We start from the raw sequence: 18,161 nt of genomic DNA on the forward strand, positions 1-18,161 counted from the left end.
GGTCCCTCAGGGACCTTAACCACCTAACTAGCTACTCTTTTTTTGCCCTTAAGGTCCCCTAGGGACCTTAACTCCCACACCGCCCAATTCAGTGCCTCATCCTGCCACCTCGCCAACCTTAAGGTCCCTCAGGGACCTTAACCACCTGACTAGCTACTCTTTTTCGCCTTTAAGGTCCCCTAGGGGTCTTAACTTCCACGCCAGCACCCAATTCAACGCCTCATACTGCCACTTTGCCAACCTTAAGGTCCCTCAGGGACCTTAACCACTTAACTAGCTACTCTTTTTTTTCCCTTAAGGTCCCTTAGGGACCTTAACTCCCACGCCACCACCAAATTTAGTACCTCATACTGCCATTTCGCCATTCTTAAGGTCCCTCAGGGACCTTAAGCACCCAACTAGCTACTCTTTTTTCGCCCTTAAGGTCCCCTAGGGACCTTACCCCTCGGCCACTGCCCACTTCCGAGGCTCTTACAGCGACTTGGCCAGCCTTAAGGTCCCCTGGGGACCTTAAGGCTTCCCTCCTACCCAAAAAAAACACAAAAAATCCCGCGTCTACGACACGGGACTCTATTATGCTTCTGTACCAGACCTGATCTGACTTCGGCAGCCTGATGGCGAGCCGCTTTTCACCGGGTTCCTGCCTCTCGCATGCAGCTTTGGTCTGCCTTCGATCGAGCCCCTCGCCTTCTGCGCGCCGGTTAGGCCGGGCGCACTTTGCGTGTGAATAAAGCTAGCCCGGCTACAGCGTTACCCAGCCATATTTGATGGATTGAATAACCGCTTGCGTGCGGTCGTCAACCTCCATCTTCTGCAAGATGCTGCTTACATGGTTTTTAACGGTTTTCTCGCTAATAAACAAATACTCGCCAATCATCTTATTGCTCTTGCCTTCCGCCATAAGACGCAGCACTTCCGCCTCTCGGCGGGTCAGAGGATTGTCTTCGCCCGCTACGAACTTCACGCCTGGCTCCATGCCAGCCGCAGCGCCCGAAATCACGCCCATCTCATCAAGGTAAGTCATGCGGCGCAGCTGATTGATCAGCTTGCCAGTCACCTTCGGATGGATATAAGCATGACCGTTCACGACGGAACGGATCGCGTTAATAAGCGACTCCGCCTCCATGTCCTTCAGCAAATAACCGGTAGCTCCTTTGCGGAGCGTCTCGAATACATAGCTTTCGTCATCATGGATAGACAGAATAATGACTTTTACATCAGGGAAAATCGTCTTCAGCCTCTCGGTCGTTACAACGCCGTTCTCGATTGGCATGTTAATATCCATTAACACGATTTCCGGAATCGTGTGGTTGCAAAACTCGAGCACTTGTATGCCGTCTCCGCATTCCCCAATGACCTCGAGATCGTCTTCCATATTCAAAATCCGTTTAAGTCCTTCGCGGAAAAGTTGGTGAACATCCGCAAGCAATACTTTTATCTTGCGCTTACTTCCCGGCGCAGCCTGGTTCATCGTCATCTTACTCCTTTCTACTCTCTACGGTAATTGGGATGTTGATTATAATCTTCGTCCCTTGTCCTAATTTTGAGTCGATTTCCATCCTCCCTTCAAGAAGATCTACACGCTCGCGCATGCCAATCAAGCCGAAAGAAGAGTTGTTCTGCGCATGGGCTTCCGCCTGCTCGCTATGGAATCCAATACCGTTATCCACGATCGTAATCGTGACCGTCTCTGTCGTAAAAGCAACCTCCAGCGTAACAAAGGATGCTCTTGCATGCTTCTGAGCATTGGTGAACGCTTCCTGAACGAGACGGAAAACACCAGCCTCCATGGCTGACGGCATCCTGACTTCTTTACCGCTAAGCTCAAAGATTGTCCGGATCTTTGTCTTATCTTCAAAGTCGTGAGCGAACTTGCGAAGTGCAGGTACAAGACCCAAATCATCCAAGGCCATCGGACGCAGGTTGAAAATAATTTTTCTTATTTCCTCCAGTCCGGAACGAACCTGACCTTTCAAATCTAATAATTCGTCCTGCACCATTTGAAATTCCTTCTTTAGTAGCATTCTTTCCACAATTTCTGTACGAAGCACGATATTAGCAAGCGATTGAGCCGGTCCGTCATGAATTTCGCGCGAAATTCGCTTCCGTTCCTCCTCTTGCGCCACGATGATTTTAAGACCTATCATCTGTCTCGTCTTCGCCGACTCCAATATGCGTGATACCTGGTTAAGGTCACCGGACAAATACTGGAGCACCACATTGATTTGCGAGGCAATCGTCTCCGCCCGCTCAATCGACTTCTCGACATTGCGGACCCGCTTCTGCAGATCGTCCCGGCGAGTTTTCAGATACGCTTCTTTCTCCCGGTAGACCATCAGATCGAGCTGAATTTGAGTCGCCTTCTCGTAGGCGGTTTTGATGTCCTCTTCTTTATATCGAACAAAATCTTTGCTAACTTCAGTCAGTCGAATGCGAGCGCGCCGGTAGTCCTGCTCCAGTTGGTCTACTCTTTCGATTGTCGTTAACGTTTCCGCAAGTACAATCTCGAGCTCTTGACCAAGGGATTCGAGCTCCTGGCGCGCCGATTCGCATATTTCGTAAATTTGTAGTTTGCTGTCCTCCATAACGGAGATCGCATTCGTAATCACTCTATTAATATCGACTATGTGCTGGTCCAAAACAATCGGCAACCTTTCTTAAATTCTAAGAATATATAAGTTTCACCTTATAAATAGCGCTTAGAATTCTCGGAATGAAACACCACCAGCTCCCAAAGGACAGCGAGGCCGTTTCACCTTGTTATAGGCTATTCCCCTTTATCATAACACAGGTTGGTTGCCGCTCGTCCACCATTAATCGATGGCAATCTTTTTCGTTTTATTATCGTAGGTGACCTTTAGACCCAATTTTTCGGAAACGAGACGAATCGGAATTAACGTTCTTCCGTTCTTGATCATTGGAGCAACTTCCGTCTGGGAAAGCGCGCCGTTGATATTAATTTCCTTTTTGCCGATAACCATTTCAAGCATTTTCGAACCGTTCAGAACGGTCACGCGATTGAGCTTATTGTCCCATTTCAGGGTAACGCCCATCGCATCGGTAACAAACCGAATCGGTACATAAGTCGTACCGCCGGTCTCGAACGGTGCTACCTCCATTGCAATCGTCTTACCATTGGAAACAGCCGACTTTTTGCCGATCGTCATTTCGATATGACCCTTGGTTGGTGTTGTCGTTGACGTCGCATACTGCAGCTTAATGTTATCAATGCCTACCGCGCCTGTTGCAGCACGCTCATCCTGGCCGTCCGGCGTTGTAACCACGTAAACGCGCTTCAGCTTAACCGGATAAGCCATTCCTTTGGCAGACAAATCGGCCTTAACCGATTTCCAGCCTGTCCAGTCTAGCTGCTTCGCCAGGTCCACGAGGTGGACCGTACCATTGGCATCCACGAATTCAGCACGCAGCCAGTTAAGGCTCTTATCGCCGTATACGTCCATTGTCATCGATACCGGCGAGCCGTCAATCGATTTTCCGGAGGGGCCGTTAAACTGCGCGTATACCGCTTTTGTACCGGTTCCGGCACTAAAGTCATAGGAAATTTGCAGCGCTTTGCCAGACGTTTGGCCCGGTAGATCCGTCACCAGCTTCACGCTGCCCGTTGTTGTCGCAGCCGGCGTAACTTGCGGATTAATCCCGTAGGTAACATTTTCGAACGTCTCCAGCGTTTTCTCGGAACCGCCCTGCGTGAAAGGAAGCATGGTCCCATATCCGTCGTAGCGGCCAATCGCGTAGCCCGTTGTCGTGCCCGAATTGACGGAGTTAACCGTAAGCGTGTCTCCGCTTGTGGTTGCGGTAAAACCAGTGAATTCCCATTGCAGCGAGTCGCCGGTCAGCTTATAGGTTTTGCCGTTTTTCAAGGTAACTTTAACCGGAATGGACACCGTTGCGCCTTTTGACAGGACGCCTGCCGCCGTGTCGAGCTTCAGCTCCGCAATCTGGTCTTTGCCGATAACCTCAACCGGATAAGTTGCCGTTACGGAGCCGGATTTTACCGTAATGTTGCTTGAACCCGGTTTGGAAGCCGTAAACGTATTGCCGCTGAACGAGCCAACCCCCGTAGTGCTGCTCCAGCTTGCATTCGTTCCGTCTACCGTATAGGGATTGTAATAAGTATCATAGCCTTTTACCGAAAAGGTTGTCTTTTGCCCCACAAAAAGAACGTTCGAACCGCTAATCGTAATCCCTTTCAGATTGCCTTGCGGTGCCGTTGTGAATACGCCAATCGAATTGGAGATGCTGCGCTGCGTTGTATCGTATTGCGTGGAATGAGCCAGACGAAGCGAAGTCTCGCCAAGCGGACGCTCAATCATTGTTGTTGAACCGCCGCCGTCGAGGTTGATCCCTTTGTACACGCCAAGCTTCACCATAACCTGCTGCAATTCTTTCAAATTAAGGCCCGTGCTGTCACCGTAGTCCTCGCTTGTAATCAGATAGACCTTTGTACCGTCTTTGGAATAGCCCACCGCCGTACGAGATACGTAAGAGGATCCGCTTACGCCTGTAATATCGCGGGAGAAAGTAGCAGCCGCGCCGTTATTTACGAGAATCGTATGTCCGCCTACCAGCATTTCAAAGGACGTAGGATCTACCTTTTGCCCGGATGTTGCGGATACAAGCGAGTAATCGGATGTTACCGACTGGCCAACCTGCAGATGCTCGAGAATAAATTGTGCCGCTGTCCCATGGCCGCGCAGAATATAACCGTCTGCCGGGATCGCCCCGGTTAACGGCTTGCCGTCCGAGATTTGCTGAACAACTCCGTTTACGACAAGTGCTTCCGTCGGAGTTGTAGACGAGTTCTTAGGACGTTCCGCGCCGCCCCAAGCGCTGTTGTAAATATAGAGAGCGTTAAGATGGCTGTAGTTCGAGGAACCGCCCTCCGGAATATAAGCAGACTGATTCAGCCCTGCGAGAGTAAAGCTGGAGCCGTCCGCGGACGTAACTTTACCGTCGAAGGTATAGCTGTCGATGACCGGCTTGCGGTCTTTGGTCACGGCAAAAGCGTACATGCCCTTAATTTGCATCGGGCTAGTCATAAGCGTTCCGCTTGTTACCTGCGCGCCCATTGGCGAGCCTTCCGTTGTCGTGATAAACACGTCGGCGTTGATGCCTGCAACCGCGCCGTTCTCTTTCGTCATATTCATAACCGTATTCAGCTTGCCTACGGTATCGTTCTTGCCGCTCATCGTGTTCAAGTTAACATAAGGATTGGTAAGATCGACTTGAATAACATGGATATTAGCTTGAGCAGCTTTGCCGCTTCGTGTAGTCGTCCAGAGATAGTCCATTCGTTGCGCACCAGCCGTAATATACGACTGCTGGAGAAGCTTGAGGGATGGCTCTGCCGTAGCAGCAGCCGCTGTGCCTACTTGGAACGGGTTCCAGTCCAAAGAAATAGCTGACGAGACTGGCTGAGCCAGCAATGTGCCACCGATTACGACAACCGCAATCTTTTTGCCTAGACTTCCCGTCTGCCGGACTTTGCTGTTATGTACCTTACTCATCGTTATAGCAACTCTCCTAATCTATTAATCTATCTATTATAGACTATTAGAAGGGGAGAAAAGTTCCGAGTATAAAAATTTCTTAATAAAAATGGGAGGGAAGTGCTGGGTGATAGTAGGGCGAAAGTCGAGGGCAAGGCTGCGAGAAAAGGTCATTCTTCCGATCGCTGTTGCAGACGAATTCTTTGAATTTAACGATGCTATCGTTAGAATTCGTCTGCAAAGGCGAACATTTCATTTCTCCAGAATGACCTTTCCTCTCCGCCCCTCTACCCGCCCCATCCCCCAGCACTTGGGAGGGCGGACCGAAAGAAGTAGGTCATCGCGTGGGCTAAACTACCGCCCACTGATGACCCGCAGGTTCTATCTCTTAAGGTCCCTTAGGGACCTTAACCTACTTTCTAGCTACTCTTTTTCCACCCTTAAGGTCCCTAAGGGACCTTAACTTCTACACCAACGCCCATTTCGAACGTCCACACTGCCACTTCTGCACACAAAAAGCCCCGTCGAAGCGACGGGGCTTTTAAATAGATTTAATTAGTCTAACAGATCTACATAGTCGAGCAAGCGTTTGATCATAACGATAGCTTCGGCGCGAGTAGCGTTTTTGGTTGGGCCAAAGATAGTTTCAGTTTGGCCGGTGATAACGCCCATATATACGGCTTTGGCCAAGTCGCTCTTCGCCCAGGACGCTACTTTCGTCCGGTCGCTGAATTTGGACAGGTACGTCGTTTCCGACTGTGGAAGCGAGATCGTCACCGCAGCAGCCTTTGCCGCGCGGGACATCATTACCGCCATCTCCTGGCGGGTAATCGGGCTGTTTGGCTTAAACGTACCGTCTGTATTGCCCATTACGATGCCAGCTTTGGAAGCGGCGCCGATATAAGCAGCTGTAGCGGTTCCCCCTGTTACATCCTTATACTTCGAAGCATCACTCTTGCTTCCGGACAACCCGAGACCGCGAACAATATAAGCTGCGAATTCCGCACGGGTGATGGAGCTTTGCGGATCAAACTTCGTTGTGGAGCCCGAACGGCCTTCGATAATGAATTTGTTCGACATCATCTTGATCGTTGAACCCGCCCAATGCGAGCCGATATCAGTAAACTTCGATGAACCGCTGACCAAAGCGTATGAGCTGTTGCCCTTCCGCTTGAATGACACCATATTCGTACCGTTTTCCGTCGAGAATGTCGTTGGAACGTACGACAGCTTGCCGGTCTGCGGGTCCAGCCACACAACCGCACTGTTACTCGAATTTGCAGCTACTATCGATTCAAAGCTCCGTTTAACATAGCCGCCAAATTCCGAAAGATTCTTTTCGGTCGTTCCGTTCACAACCGAGGTCTCAAACGTGATCGGCGTCGACAAGAGGGATGCCCCTGCTTTGCTGATAGCCGAAGTCAGCCCGCTGGTGTTGGAGTTAGGACCTTTTTCAATCTTAATCAAGAGGTTGCCTGTTGTTGAGCTCGATCCCATAAGAGAAGCCATGCTCTTGAAGGCTAGTGCGCTAAGCGGAATCTCATAAGAGCTTGTGCCGTACTGGACGACAAAAGACGATCCATTGCTCGAACGGTAAGCCGTCTCCAATACGGTTAACGGAACGGATACAACTGCTGCTCTTTCGGAGCTAGGCACTTCAAAAACAACGCGCGCATTGCTGATTCCCGCGCTTTTTGCTGCGGTATAAGCGGTAGACAGCTTATCTGCTTGGATGGTATAACGGGTAGTCGTGTAGCCAGCAGGCGAAACATCCGATGTCTGCGTTGCCATCGATGTCGTTAATCCAATACCTCCACCGCTTGCTTCTTCATAGCCTCCAGGCAGCGAATCAATAAGCGTCGTCTGATTGGCTACCGTCACATTGGTAAAGCTGTTGATAACCGTGCCGTCAGATGTACGCAGGCTGTTAGTAGAAGTCGCGTAATAAGTAACGGTAACCGCATCGCCGACGCCCGGTGCTTTGGCAAGGGTCAGTACGGCGGTATTGCCGCTGACGGTTATATTAGTAGCCGGGTCCGCCGAATTATTAACCTTTACCGAGAAGTAGGCGGAAGAAGGGACATAGGAAGAATTGAGCGTTTTCCAGAAGGACAAGGTCAATTTGGTTCCTTTGACAACCGCCCCGTATAACCCGGTATCCGATGACGAACCGTTTCCTACCGAAGCAGTCGCATTCGTAAAGGCTGCCGCTTCATTGCCGGACAAATCAGCCACAGCTGTGTATAACTTGGAATAAGACACTTTCACGGATGAACCGGACGGAATATCCGGACTTACCGTAAGGAGAACCTGAGAACCTGAGACGGATACTTGCGTTACGCTGCGCAGCGAGTTGTTAACAAGTATGCTGTACTGACTGGTTGACGGCCTTCTGGCCGAATCCAGCGTTTTATTATAAGTAATGATGATAGAAGATCCGTAAGCGTCAATGGTTTGCACCGTCGGCAGCGATGTATCTACCGTGCTTGATAATGAATAATTGCTGAAATTGCTTACCTTGTTGCCTGCGGCATCCTGCAGCGGGTAAGATCCGGCGCTGTAGGATACTCTAACGCTCGAGCTTGAATCGATTGAAGTATTCACAGCTAGGATAACTTTATTTGCCGTGCTATACACAGATGTTGGTGTGTAATAGTTACCCCCAACATAGACGCTGAATTGTGAATAAGCATAGCTGCTGACCGAAGCCAGATTTTTCGAGAAAATCAGAGTTACGATCCCGCCTGCAGCGGTCCCTCCCGTCAGTTGAGGCAGAGTTGTGTCCACAGCGGTAGTTACCGTCTGGGAAGCCAGGCTAAGCGCCTGGTTGCCCGAAAGATCCCGAATGCCAAGCGTTGCAACCGAAGGCTTGGAATACGACAGCTTCACTTGCTGCCCGTCTACGATGTTGCTGGACAACGTTAACGTAACCTTTGGTCCGGATACCGAAACACCGATAACGGAGCGGTATGCGCCGTCAACCGTGATATAGAAGCTTCCTGCCGTAGGAATCGAATTCTCCATCAGATCTTCGTTATAAGTCATCACAATCGTTGATCCGTTGGCTTCCAGCTTCGAAATCGCCGGAGGCGTTGTATCCCCGCCAAGCGTCTTGAATGCCCATTGATATTCATTCTGAATGCCATTAAACGTATTTCCCGCAAGATCGGTTACCGCATCGGGGTCAATAACGACATAATAAGCCGTTCCTGCCTGCAGAGCCTGGTTTGGCGTAATAATGAGCTTCTTGTTGTTCAGCGGATCTACGGAAACCGAAGTTCCTACCGAAGGTGCCGCGCATTGACTGCTGGTGCTGCTCACGCACTGAATCCAGATCTGTCCGCCGCCCGCCTGTACGGCTTCGCTAAACGTTGCGGACAAAGTCCCCTTGGGATCAGCCGAGGTTGAACTATTAGCCGGTGAAGTAGCGACCAGAGTCGGCTTCACATTATCTTGCGTAACTGTAAATCTCCAGCTGGATGAACTCGTTAACCCGTCATAATACAATCCTACACCGTCTTTAAAAGCACGGCTTCCGACAGTGACGTAGTATGCCGTATTATTCACAAAAGCTTTTCCGGCCTCGCCGCCGTAAGCGCTTGTTGCATCAATGGTAATCGTGTCTGTACCGCCGCCGGATACCCGGCCCGAAGTAACCGGAATGGAACGGAACAAGCTGCCGCTTGTGACCGTACGGATCTCAATCGTACCGCTGTCCTGGAAGACAGGCTCTGTAAACGTCAATACAAGCTTGCCGGTAGTAGCGGTTAGAATACCGCCTGCCGTTGGCTGAAGGCTCTTGAGAGCCGGCTTGGTTGTATCATTGCCATACCCGGTTGTAAAATTCCAAGCGGCAGCATTAGCAATTCCCGGGAATGGATAATTCAAGCCCGAGTCCGTCTCGATGAACGCTCCTGCATCCACTAGCACATAATAAGAGGTGTTTGCGTTAAACCTAGGACTTGCCGGCAATGTAACAGTTGCTGTCGCTCCCGTAATCGCCACTTGCGATGAGCTTGTTTTGATTCTGGCAAAAGTCGTGTTGTTCTTCACGTCTCTGATTTCAATATACTTTTCGGTTCCGGCCGCAATGTTGTGGTCGAATGTCATGGTCAGCTTATCCGTTAAGACGGATACAGAGGTCGCATAATTTGCAGGCGTAACCGTGACGATATTAAGAGGCGCAAGATCCGTACGGAAGCTCCAGCTTACATACGAAGCTCCTCCCGTCTCCATCACATTACCTGCAGCATCCTGAAAAGCCGTCCTCGGGATCGTAACCGAATAGTCGGTATTGGAATCCAACGGAGTATTTGGCGTAATCGTGATGGTGCTTGTTCCGCTGCCTTGCACCATGCTTGAGGTAACGGGAATATTTTTCGTATCCGTTACGCTGCTTAGCGTCACGCTGCCGCTTGCCGCATAGACAGGTTCACTAAACTGAAGGATCACTTTACTGTCCACAGCCACTTTCGTTGCGCCAGAATCCGGCGACTTCGTAATGATCGAAGGTCCCGTTGTATCAACAACTGCTGCCGTTCTGAAGTTCCATGTTGTCGCACTGGAAATGCCGGCATAATAAGCACCGTTAGATACGTTGGCAAAGGCGCCGTAATCAATCAACACGTAATAATCCGTATTTACATTTAAGATGGCATCCGGATTAATGGTTGCTGTTCGGCCTGTCGCATCGAGTCTGATTTTGTAGGAAGACATCGGAATGCTCTCGACAATATCGCTTGTATTGTAGTTGTAAATGGTAATAACGGCTGAATCGGCGCCTTTTGTTACGGCTTCATCAAACGTCAGCGTCAAATCGCTTGTAGGCGTAACCCCAATTGCATTATCCGCTGGACTCATGCCTACAATGATAGGTCCGCTTGATGCAGCTTGCGCCACGTGAGTGTCCCCCGACCAACCCGAAAGAACGAGTTGGAGTACTAATAAGACAGCTATCATGAAACTTAATCGGCTTCGTACTAACATTTCCCGCAATCACTCCCCAGCTAAATACACTTGTACCCTATTTGTCGGCAAATCAACTTGAAAAATTTAGGCTAACTAGGTATTAGTCGATAACCGGGACGAAAAGGTTGCACTTTCCAGGAAAAGAACAACAAAAAAAGCCCTGAATCCGAAGATTCAAGGCTTTGTATGAAAGCAATTATTTCGCAGCAAGTGCGTCTGCTTTAAGGTTCTCTGCTTTGTCCACGCGCTCCCAAGGGAGATCCACATCCGTACGGCCGAAGTGACCGTAAGCAGCTGTTTGAGCGTAGATTGGACGGCGAAGGTCAAGCATTTTGATGATGCCTGCTGGGCGAAGATCAAAGTTCTTTTTGATCACGTCAACCAGAAGCTCTTCGGATACTTTGCCAGTGCCGTAAGTGTCAACGTTGATCGATACTGGTTGTGCAACGCCAATGGCATAAGCCAATTGGATTTCGCATTTGTCAGCCAGACCTGCGGCAACGATGTTCTTAGCTACATAGCGAGCTGCATAAGCTGCGGAACGGTCAACCTTCGTTGGATCCTTACCGGAGAATGCGCCGCCGCCATGACGTGCATAACCGCCGTAAGTATCAACGATGATTTTCCGGCCAGTCAGACCAGCATCGCCTTGAGGACCGCCGATTACGAAACGGCCTGTAGGGTTAATGAAGTATTTCGTTTGCTCATCCAGCCATTCAACAGGAACAACCGGCTTAATAACATGCTCAAGGATATCCTTTTGGATTTGCTCCAGCGAGATCTCTTCAGCATGTTGAGTCGATACGACAATTGTGTCTACGCGAACCGGTTTACCGTCCACGTACTCGATTGTAACTTGCGTTTTGCCGTCCGGACGCAGGTAGCCCAGCGTATCGTTCTTACGAACTTCAGACAGGCGGCGAGCGATGCGATGCGACAATGCGATTGGCAAAGGCATCAGTTCAGGAGTTTCGTTCGTAGCAAAACCAAACATCAGGCCTTGGTCACCGGCACCGATATCTTCGTTTTCCTTTTGAACGTCTTTCCCATCGCGGCTCTCAAGCGCAGCATTAACGCCTTGCGCGATATCCGCGGATTGTTCATTAAGCGATGTCAACACCGCACAAGTGCTGGAGTCAAAACCGTATTTTGCACGCGTATAACCAATTTCTTTAATGGTACGGCGAGCAATAGCGGAAATATCGACATAATCAGCACGGGAGCTGATTTCTCCAATAACAAGTACAAGACCAGTTGCAACCGAAACTTCGCAAGCTACGCGAGCGTAAGGGTCCGCTTCCAGAAACGCGTCCAGAACAGCATCCGAGATTTGGTCACAAATCTTATCCGGGTGGCCTTCTGTAACCGATTCCGATGTAAACAAGTGACGACCTTTTACAGACATCCGTATCAACCTCCTACAGCTAGTATGAAATAAGTGCAGACATCCTACACAAAAAATGAACCTTTTCCCGTAGGAAAAGGTTGTTAGACAACTCTCTAAAACAGTATAATACCGAAAATGTCGCTTGGTGTCAACGGATACCAATTTTTGATACAATATAAGTTTCCGGGTTAAAGTGAAAACGGCTCCGCCGTCCATAGGCGGCAGAACACGTTTCAACCCGGATAATTCTAAGCCATATATATAAGAAGAAATTTATAAACGCTTAGAATTTAAACGTAGCCGTTTAACACTTTTTCGGCTTGGGCAACAAGACGCTGCGTGATGCTGCCACCGATCGAACCAACATCGCGGCTTGTCACTTCCCGCCATTGGATCCGAGTACCTCCGCTTACTCCGCCAAGCTCGTCCGCAAACTCTGTGTCAGCACCAACGCTCACACCATGAGAAGCAAATAAGCCAAGCTCCGCTGCAAGTTCATACTTCATTTGGTTTAACGCTTCCTTACACTCCGGTACAACCACTCTATTGGAAGAACGACGACCCATAATAAGAACACCTCCATTTAAATTAGGAACGTGGCTTTATTATGTGTGCTTCCGGGCGGCTTGAAGCGTATAACTTATTTACTGTGCGGGTAAAATGTTCTATAACATCCAAGCTTATTGAATAACGTAGCTGCCACGCACTAATACAGTCAACGAACCTTTATAAGACGGATCAGTAGTAATACCACGTCCTGCACGCGGGAACAAAATGTGATGGTTAGCCGTGATGGATTTGCCGTTCGTTAAATCTTTACCATCCGTCAAATCCGCAATACCATTAGCGTCCGTACTATATACAACGGCTTTACCTGAACGCACGACTACCTCGGTACCTTCGTTTGCAATGAGGATTTTGCCGTTAGGAACAGATACAACTTCAAGCTTTGCGCTTGCACCGCCTGTTTCCGGCTGCGTCGTTCCGCCACCGTTAGAACCGGAACCAGCTTTGGCAATCTGTTCATCCACATAGCTCTTGGTTACAACCGGATCATCGGCAGAACCTGGCACAGCTGCATTTGATTCCGCCTCAAGGGTTGTCGGCCAGTTCACCCCAGCAATAATGCCTGCTCCTACAAGAACAACAGCGAGTACAATCCGTAGTGCATACTTCTTCAATTTCGACAAGCTCCTTTCTTAACGCAATTACGCAAAATTACGCAAACAAATCTAGTATCTTCTACTAAGATACTAGATTTGAATGGGATTAACCAGTTATTTCTTACTTTAAAATTTCCTCATAAACTAGATTAGTTGTTCGTTTCATCTAACCAGTTATAAGAAGGAGCAAATTTCATGTCTTTGGAGAACAGCTTCTTCTTGTTGCCGTTTAGTACTTCATACACATTTAAAGTATAGGTGCTCCAGTATTTATTTTCTTTTTGCGTTTGAGTAATCTCATTCATGTTATTGCCGACTTTCCATTGCAGGCTGTTATCTGCTTTGCCTTCCAGGCTAACATTTTGCGTCCACAATACATCGCCAGTTGGCTCATAAACCAGTTCATATTGCAGCTTGGATTGCGTGAATCCATCGTAGTTGTAATCACGGTTAACTGTGCTAGCCAGATTGATAACAACATTGAGTTCATTTTGAACAAAGATACTGAATTGAGTAAGATCTACTGTGTATGGACCAATCTTGATTCCTTTGTTGCTATTGGTAGCCGTTTCAGCCGGTAGACCAAACAATACGCCGCGGATATAACCGGTAGGATTTCCTGTTGCACCTTTCAGTAATCCGTTTGTGTCGATAGATTCACCGATTAACAGTTGCAGACCTTCGCGACTTACATTCGAAGGAAGCTGCGTATAAGCAATAACCTGCTCTTTATAGCCTGGTGAGATTGTCGTAGCTGTTTTTACAAAAGTAACGTCGTAATAATTACCGTTCACCGATTTGAAATATCCTGTCCATTGCGGCATCGTTTTGCTTCTAGACTGGTTGTTCGTAACATCAAGATATACCGCATAGAGATCATTTGTATCTCCACTGTACGTACGAACATCCGTTACTTTGACGCTCATTTCGGACCCAATTGATTTTTGAGTATAAACGCTGCCGGACGATACCGAGTAGATCGGTGTAACGTCAGATTTGGTTACCTCTGCTACTTCAACCGTATCATTACCCGATTTTTCGTTTAATTGAAGCTCGAATTTCTTCCAGTTATAGCTGGTTTGCAGTTTACCGATGAATGTAATCGTTGTGGTAGCCCCTGGAGCGATGCTAATATCTCCGGCATTTTTGACCGTTTGACTCGTCAGTTTAATAGATTCATCAAGCAGCATTGTACCTGTGAGTTCCGGTAATGGAAGATATGTTGTACCCGTATTCTTTACAGCAAGTTTAGCAACTACGTTATCTTCGTTATTCCAAGGCATACGTTGAACGGATTGAAGCTCTACATTATAAGTACCATTATCATCCGTAAAGGTTTGTTTTGCTGTACCAGTGCTTGTATTCCCAACGGATACTGGTGTTACAAAAGAAACGACAGGCAGCTCAACTTGCGTATTATCAGCAGCCGTTACCTTTTGGGTAACAATGAATTTCCATCCGGAAGTCGAAACAGTGTTCGGAATCGTGCCTGTTAATTCAATTGTATTTAGTACCGATGGCGCGAGCAGCAGATTTTGATCTGCCGTATCTTTCAATGTCAGTTTATAAAGGCCTACCGAAGTTTTGATATAGTAGTTATACTCCGGGAGATTAACTCCAAATTGGCTTGTATTGCGTGCTACATAAGTAAGATTGACCGAGTAATTATCCACAGTCTTGCCTACCGTTGTTTTATTAACACGCATGTTCACGCTGGAGCCGCCAACTTTAACTGCTCGATAACCGCCGGCCTTTACGTCATTTGTGTAGCCAGCAGGGAATGTAAATTGGCCAATCGTTTTCTCATAGCCCGAAACGGAGAAATCGAATTTCACAAAGTTAAGAATGAGCTGATCCATTGTCACTTTTGAGCCTACGGCACTGTAGAAAGTAAGAGTTGTACTAGACTTTGGACTAACTGTTTTTTTGGTTGCTTTGTCTAGCAGCGTAAGAGTATATTTTGTGCCGCTTTTTGTTTTCAAACGTGCCCAATAATCAACAAGATTAATAGGACTGCTGCTTCCATTATAAAATTCAAATGTGAAGCTAGCCGTAGCGCCGTTAACACTTGGGATCAAGCTGGCATCCGTAAGCTGCACATAGGAATTACCTGATATGTACACCTTCTTATTAACCGATGATGCCGTTGTCGCAGCCGCGAAAGATACCGGAATGGCACTTAGAAGCATCACAAAAGCGACGAAGAGAGATACGAGCATTGTCGATCGTTTAAAGCTTTTCCGCATTGTCACATTCACTCCGTATAATTAGATTTACTTAAATAGACGAGAATGGAATCCTATAAGTTTCGGCACTTTCAAAAATGTTTCGCCCTCTTCACTCTGAATCCGCCTATACCAGTAACTATAACGTGTTTATATGAACTATGTATGAACGATTCTTAGAAAATAAAAAGAAAGCTGAGAGCAAGCTCTCAGCTTTCTAGATGGTTCCGAAGAAGCAATTAGTGAGCAGTGATCAGGATCACGCCAGCTTCGTCGTTGCCGTTGTAAGAAGTGCCAGTACCAGTTACTGTAACTTCATATTTACCAGGAGCAGTGCCATAGTTGTCAGCTGCAACCAGTACGTCAGTGAAGTTCGAAACTTCGATAGTACCGTCAGTTTTCTTAATGTAGATTTGAGTAGCAGCAGTAGCTACAAACGGATTAGCAGCGCCAGCTACAGTGAATTTCTTGCCGCTGATGTCAGTGATAGTTACGCCAGTAGCTGGAGTATTTACGATAGCCTTACCATCGTATTTACCGTCGCCTGCGCCTGCACCTGTAGCAGCGTCAGTCAATGTTACCAGATCGTTAGCAGCGTAAGTTGCATTGTAAGTAGTAGCATCTACTTTGAACGATTTAGTTTCACCGTTAACTTTCAGGTTAATAGTGTAAACATTGTCTGCAGCGTTAGTAGTTGTTGCAGTGTACGATTTGCTGATGAACAGACCTTGAGCTTGAGCCAATTGGTCTACAGAGCCGCTGCCCAGAACGATTACGTATTGAGCTACGCCAGTGTCGCTAGAACGAACAGCAATCGATGCACCTTTAGTTACGTCAGCCGCTGTACCAGCAGCTACTGTCGAATCCGAAGGAGTAGTTGTGTTTACGCCGAATTTCAGGTAAACTGTGCTGCTGTCCAGACGGTAAGTTGTACCAGCAGTTACTTTGGACGAATCAACTGCAGTTACAGCAGCGCCAGTCAGAGCAGTAACAGTGTCAACAGTCAGAGTGTTGTCAGCCGCTTTGTCAGCTGCGCTTACAAGAGTCAGACGGCCGTCGCTGTCAGTTTTCAGTGGTACCAAAGTATTTTTAGCATAGTCACCGTCTTTAGTGAATGCAGTTACTTTAGTGTTGTCTTTCAACGAGTAGTAAACTACTTTGTTGTAGACTTTATCGGAAACCATACCGTTATCGATGATGGAGTATTTAGTAGTGTTATCTACATCAAGGATTACAGCATAGTTAGAAGCTGCAACAGCTGCAGTAGAAGAATAGAATACTACTTTGCCGTCTTTGTTCAGGTTGAACGCATATTCAGTACCGATGTTCGATGCTGTCAGCGCGCTGATTTGAGCGCCTACTTGCGAGTAAGTAGTGCCGTTTACTGTGTAAGTTGGGTTGTTGTCGTTATCACGGCCAACAGCTTGAAGCTTACCAGTTACAACGTTGCGAGTAGCAACTACTTGCAGTGCAAGGCCGTCGCCGTTAACAACGAAGTTAAGAACGTCGTTTTCTTTCAGATCAGCCAGTGTAGCCGCTTTGCCGTCCAGAGTGATTGCTGTGTTAGCATCCACTTTAACGGAGTAGCCGTCTTTACCGATGATTCTGCTGTATGTGGAGTAAGATACAACTTCTTTGAATACATTGTTCGATTTCCAGTTGCTCACGAGAATCGCTTGAACGTTGCCTTTGCTGTTCAAGAGCAATTGAACATCTTGATCATTAGTAAATGTATAAGGCAAAGCTTGCTCAACAGAGTTCACATAAATTTTCACATCAGCAGTAGCTGTGTAAGTAGCGGCTCCGTTGTTCACTTTAAATGTAAGATTAGCAGGAACTGCAGGAGTTGTGCTGCCAAGCGTAATTGTGGATACATCTGTAGAAGCGTTAACGATTTTACCAGCTACTTGAGCATCAGTTACTGCAATAACTTCGCCGTTTTTGTTTTTCAGGACGCTAACTGTATGACCCAACAGTTCAGACAGTTTTTTGCCGCCAGTAACGAAGAATTCTTTTGCAGTTGCAACGCTTTTACCGCCAAGGCTGATTTGGCCGCTGGAGTTCAGTGCGCCAGCTGTCAATACGTTAGCTGGTTCAAAAGCGCCGAGTTTGCTGATGAACAGTTTAGCAGCGTCGCCTTTGCCGTCGCCGTCAGTATCTACCAACAGGTAGCCCAGGTTGCCGTCTGCATCGTAAGCTACCAGTTGTTTATCCAAAGTGTTGGATGTCAGTTCAGCAACTACGCCACGAGTAGCGTTTGTACCGTTTGCTGCATCAACGCCTTCGAACAGACCAACTTCGTCAGCTTGAAGCAATACGTTGTACGGCCACGAACCGGACAGGTGTTTGTCTTGGTAACCAAGAGCACGAACCAGGATCGCTACAACTTCTTCAAACTTGATAGTGTCGTTAGGACGGAAGTTACCGTTGTAACCTTGAATGAAGCCTTTAGCTGCAGCAGCATTGATGTAACCTGTGTACCAAGCGCCTTTTTTAACGTCTTTGAACGCAGGAGCTGTGTTAGCCATCAGGTTTGCGGAGCTTTCGTTGCCAGTTGCAACGATAACGATTTTAGCCAGCTCAGCACGAGTGATCGTGTTGTCCGGTTTGAAAGTACCGTCAGCATAACCTTGAACGATACCCAGTGCAGTCAGTTGCTCAACTGCGGATTGTACTGGTTTGCCAACTACGTCAGATGGAGTAGCTGCAAATGCAGGAACTGCCAAAGCGGAAAGCATGGAGCCAGCGAGTGCCAGCGAAAGTAAACTTTTTTTCATAACCTTTTTTTCTCCTCCTCTAAATACCTTCGGTTGTTGAGAGTTTTGTTTAGAAAATGAATTGCTCGTTTTTCTCATAGCCGATTCACCCCCTTCCCCGAGTTAAGAGCATAAATAATTAATATAAATGA

At 47.8% G+C, this 18,161-nt stretch carries 9 protein-coding genes; all 9 read right to left on the reverse strand.

What is annotated here, in order from left to right; genetic code table 11:
• Window positions 1-742 precede the first annotated feature (742 nt).
• The 9 genes from WFJ73_RS30365 to WFJ73_RS30405 all read right to left on the reverse strand — a co-directional run bounded on the left by WFJ73_RS30365 (window position 743) and on the right by WFJ73_RS30405 (window position 18,108).
• Window positions 743-1,471, reverse strand: coding sequence for a response regulator transcription factor (locus WFJ73_RS30365; protein ID WP_336776623.1), 729 nt, complete (start codon window positions 1,469-1,471; stop codon window positions 743-745).
• A gap of 7 nt (window positions 1,472-1,478) precedes the next feature.
• Entirely contained in the window at window positions 1,479-2,639 is a 1,161-nt protein-coding gene (locus tag WFJ73_RS30370) for a sensor histidine kinase (protein WP_336776624.1), read from the reverse strand.
• Window positions 2,640-2,813: 174 nt separating this feature from the next.
• On the reverse strand, window positions 2,814-5,528 hold the full coding sequence (locus tag WFJ73_RS30375) for a stalk domain-containing protein (RefSeq protein WP_336776625.1): 2,715 nt from the start codon (window positions 5,526-5,528) through the stop codon (window positions 2,814-2,816).
• A 537-nt stretch (window positions 5,529-6,065) separates the two neighbouring features.
• Window positions 6,066-10,409, reverse strand: coding sequence for an Ig-like domain-containing protein (locus WFJ73_RS30380; RefSeq protein WP_336776626.1), 4,344 nt, complete (start codon window positions 10,407-10,409; stop codon window positions 6,066-6,068).
• Between the two features lie 265 nt (window positions 10,410-10,674).
• Entirely contained in the window at window positions 10,675-11,883 is a 1,209-nt protein-coding gene (gene metK / locus WFJ73_RS30385) for a methionine adenosyltransferase (protein WP_015847319.1), read from the reverse strand.
• 272 nt (window positions 11,884-12,155) lie between these two features.
• A complete protein-coding gene (locus WFJ73_RS30390; protein ID WP_127499058.1) occupies window positions 12,156-12,431 on the reverse strand; it encodes an alpha/beta-type small acid-soluble spore protein in 276 nt (91 codons plus the stop codon).
• A 114-nt stretch (window positions 12,432-12,545) separates the two neighbouring features.
• Entirely contained in the window at window positions 12,546-13,046 is a 501-nt protein-coding gene (locus WFJ73_RS30395) for a hypothetical protein (protein WP_336776627.1), read from the reverse strand.
• Between the two features lie 131 nt (window positions 13,047-13,177).
• Entirely contained in the window at window positions 13,178-15,274 is a 2,097-nt protein-coding gene (locus WFJ73_RS30400) for a hypothetical protein (protein ID WP_336776628.1), read from the reverse strand.
• A 218-nt stretch (window positions 15,275-15,492) separates the two neighbouring features.
• Window positions 15,493-18,108: an S-layer homology domain-containing protein gene (locus tag WFJ73_RS30405; protein ID WP_336776629.1), complete on the reverse strand. Its 2,616-nt coding sequence runs from the start codon at window positions 18,106-18,108 to the stop codon at window positions 15,493-15,495.
• Window positions 18,109-18,161 lie beyond the last annotated feature (53 nt).

This window comes from Paenibacillus sp. MMO-58, from assembly GCF_037146255.1.
In the GTDB taxonomy this organism is placed as follows: Bacteria; Bacillota; Bacilli; order Paenibacillales; family Paenibacillaceae; genus Pristimantibacillus.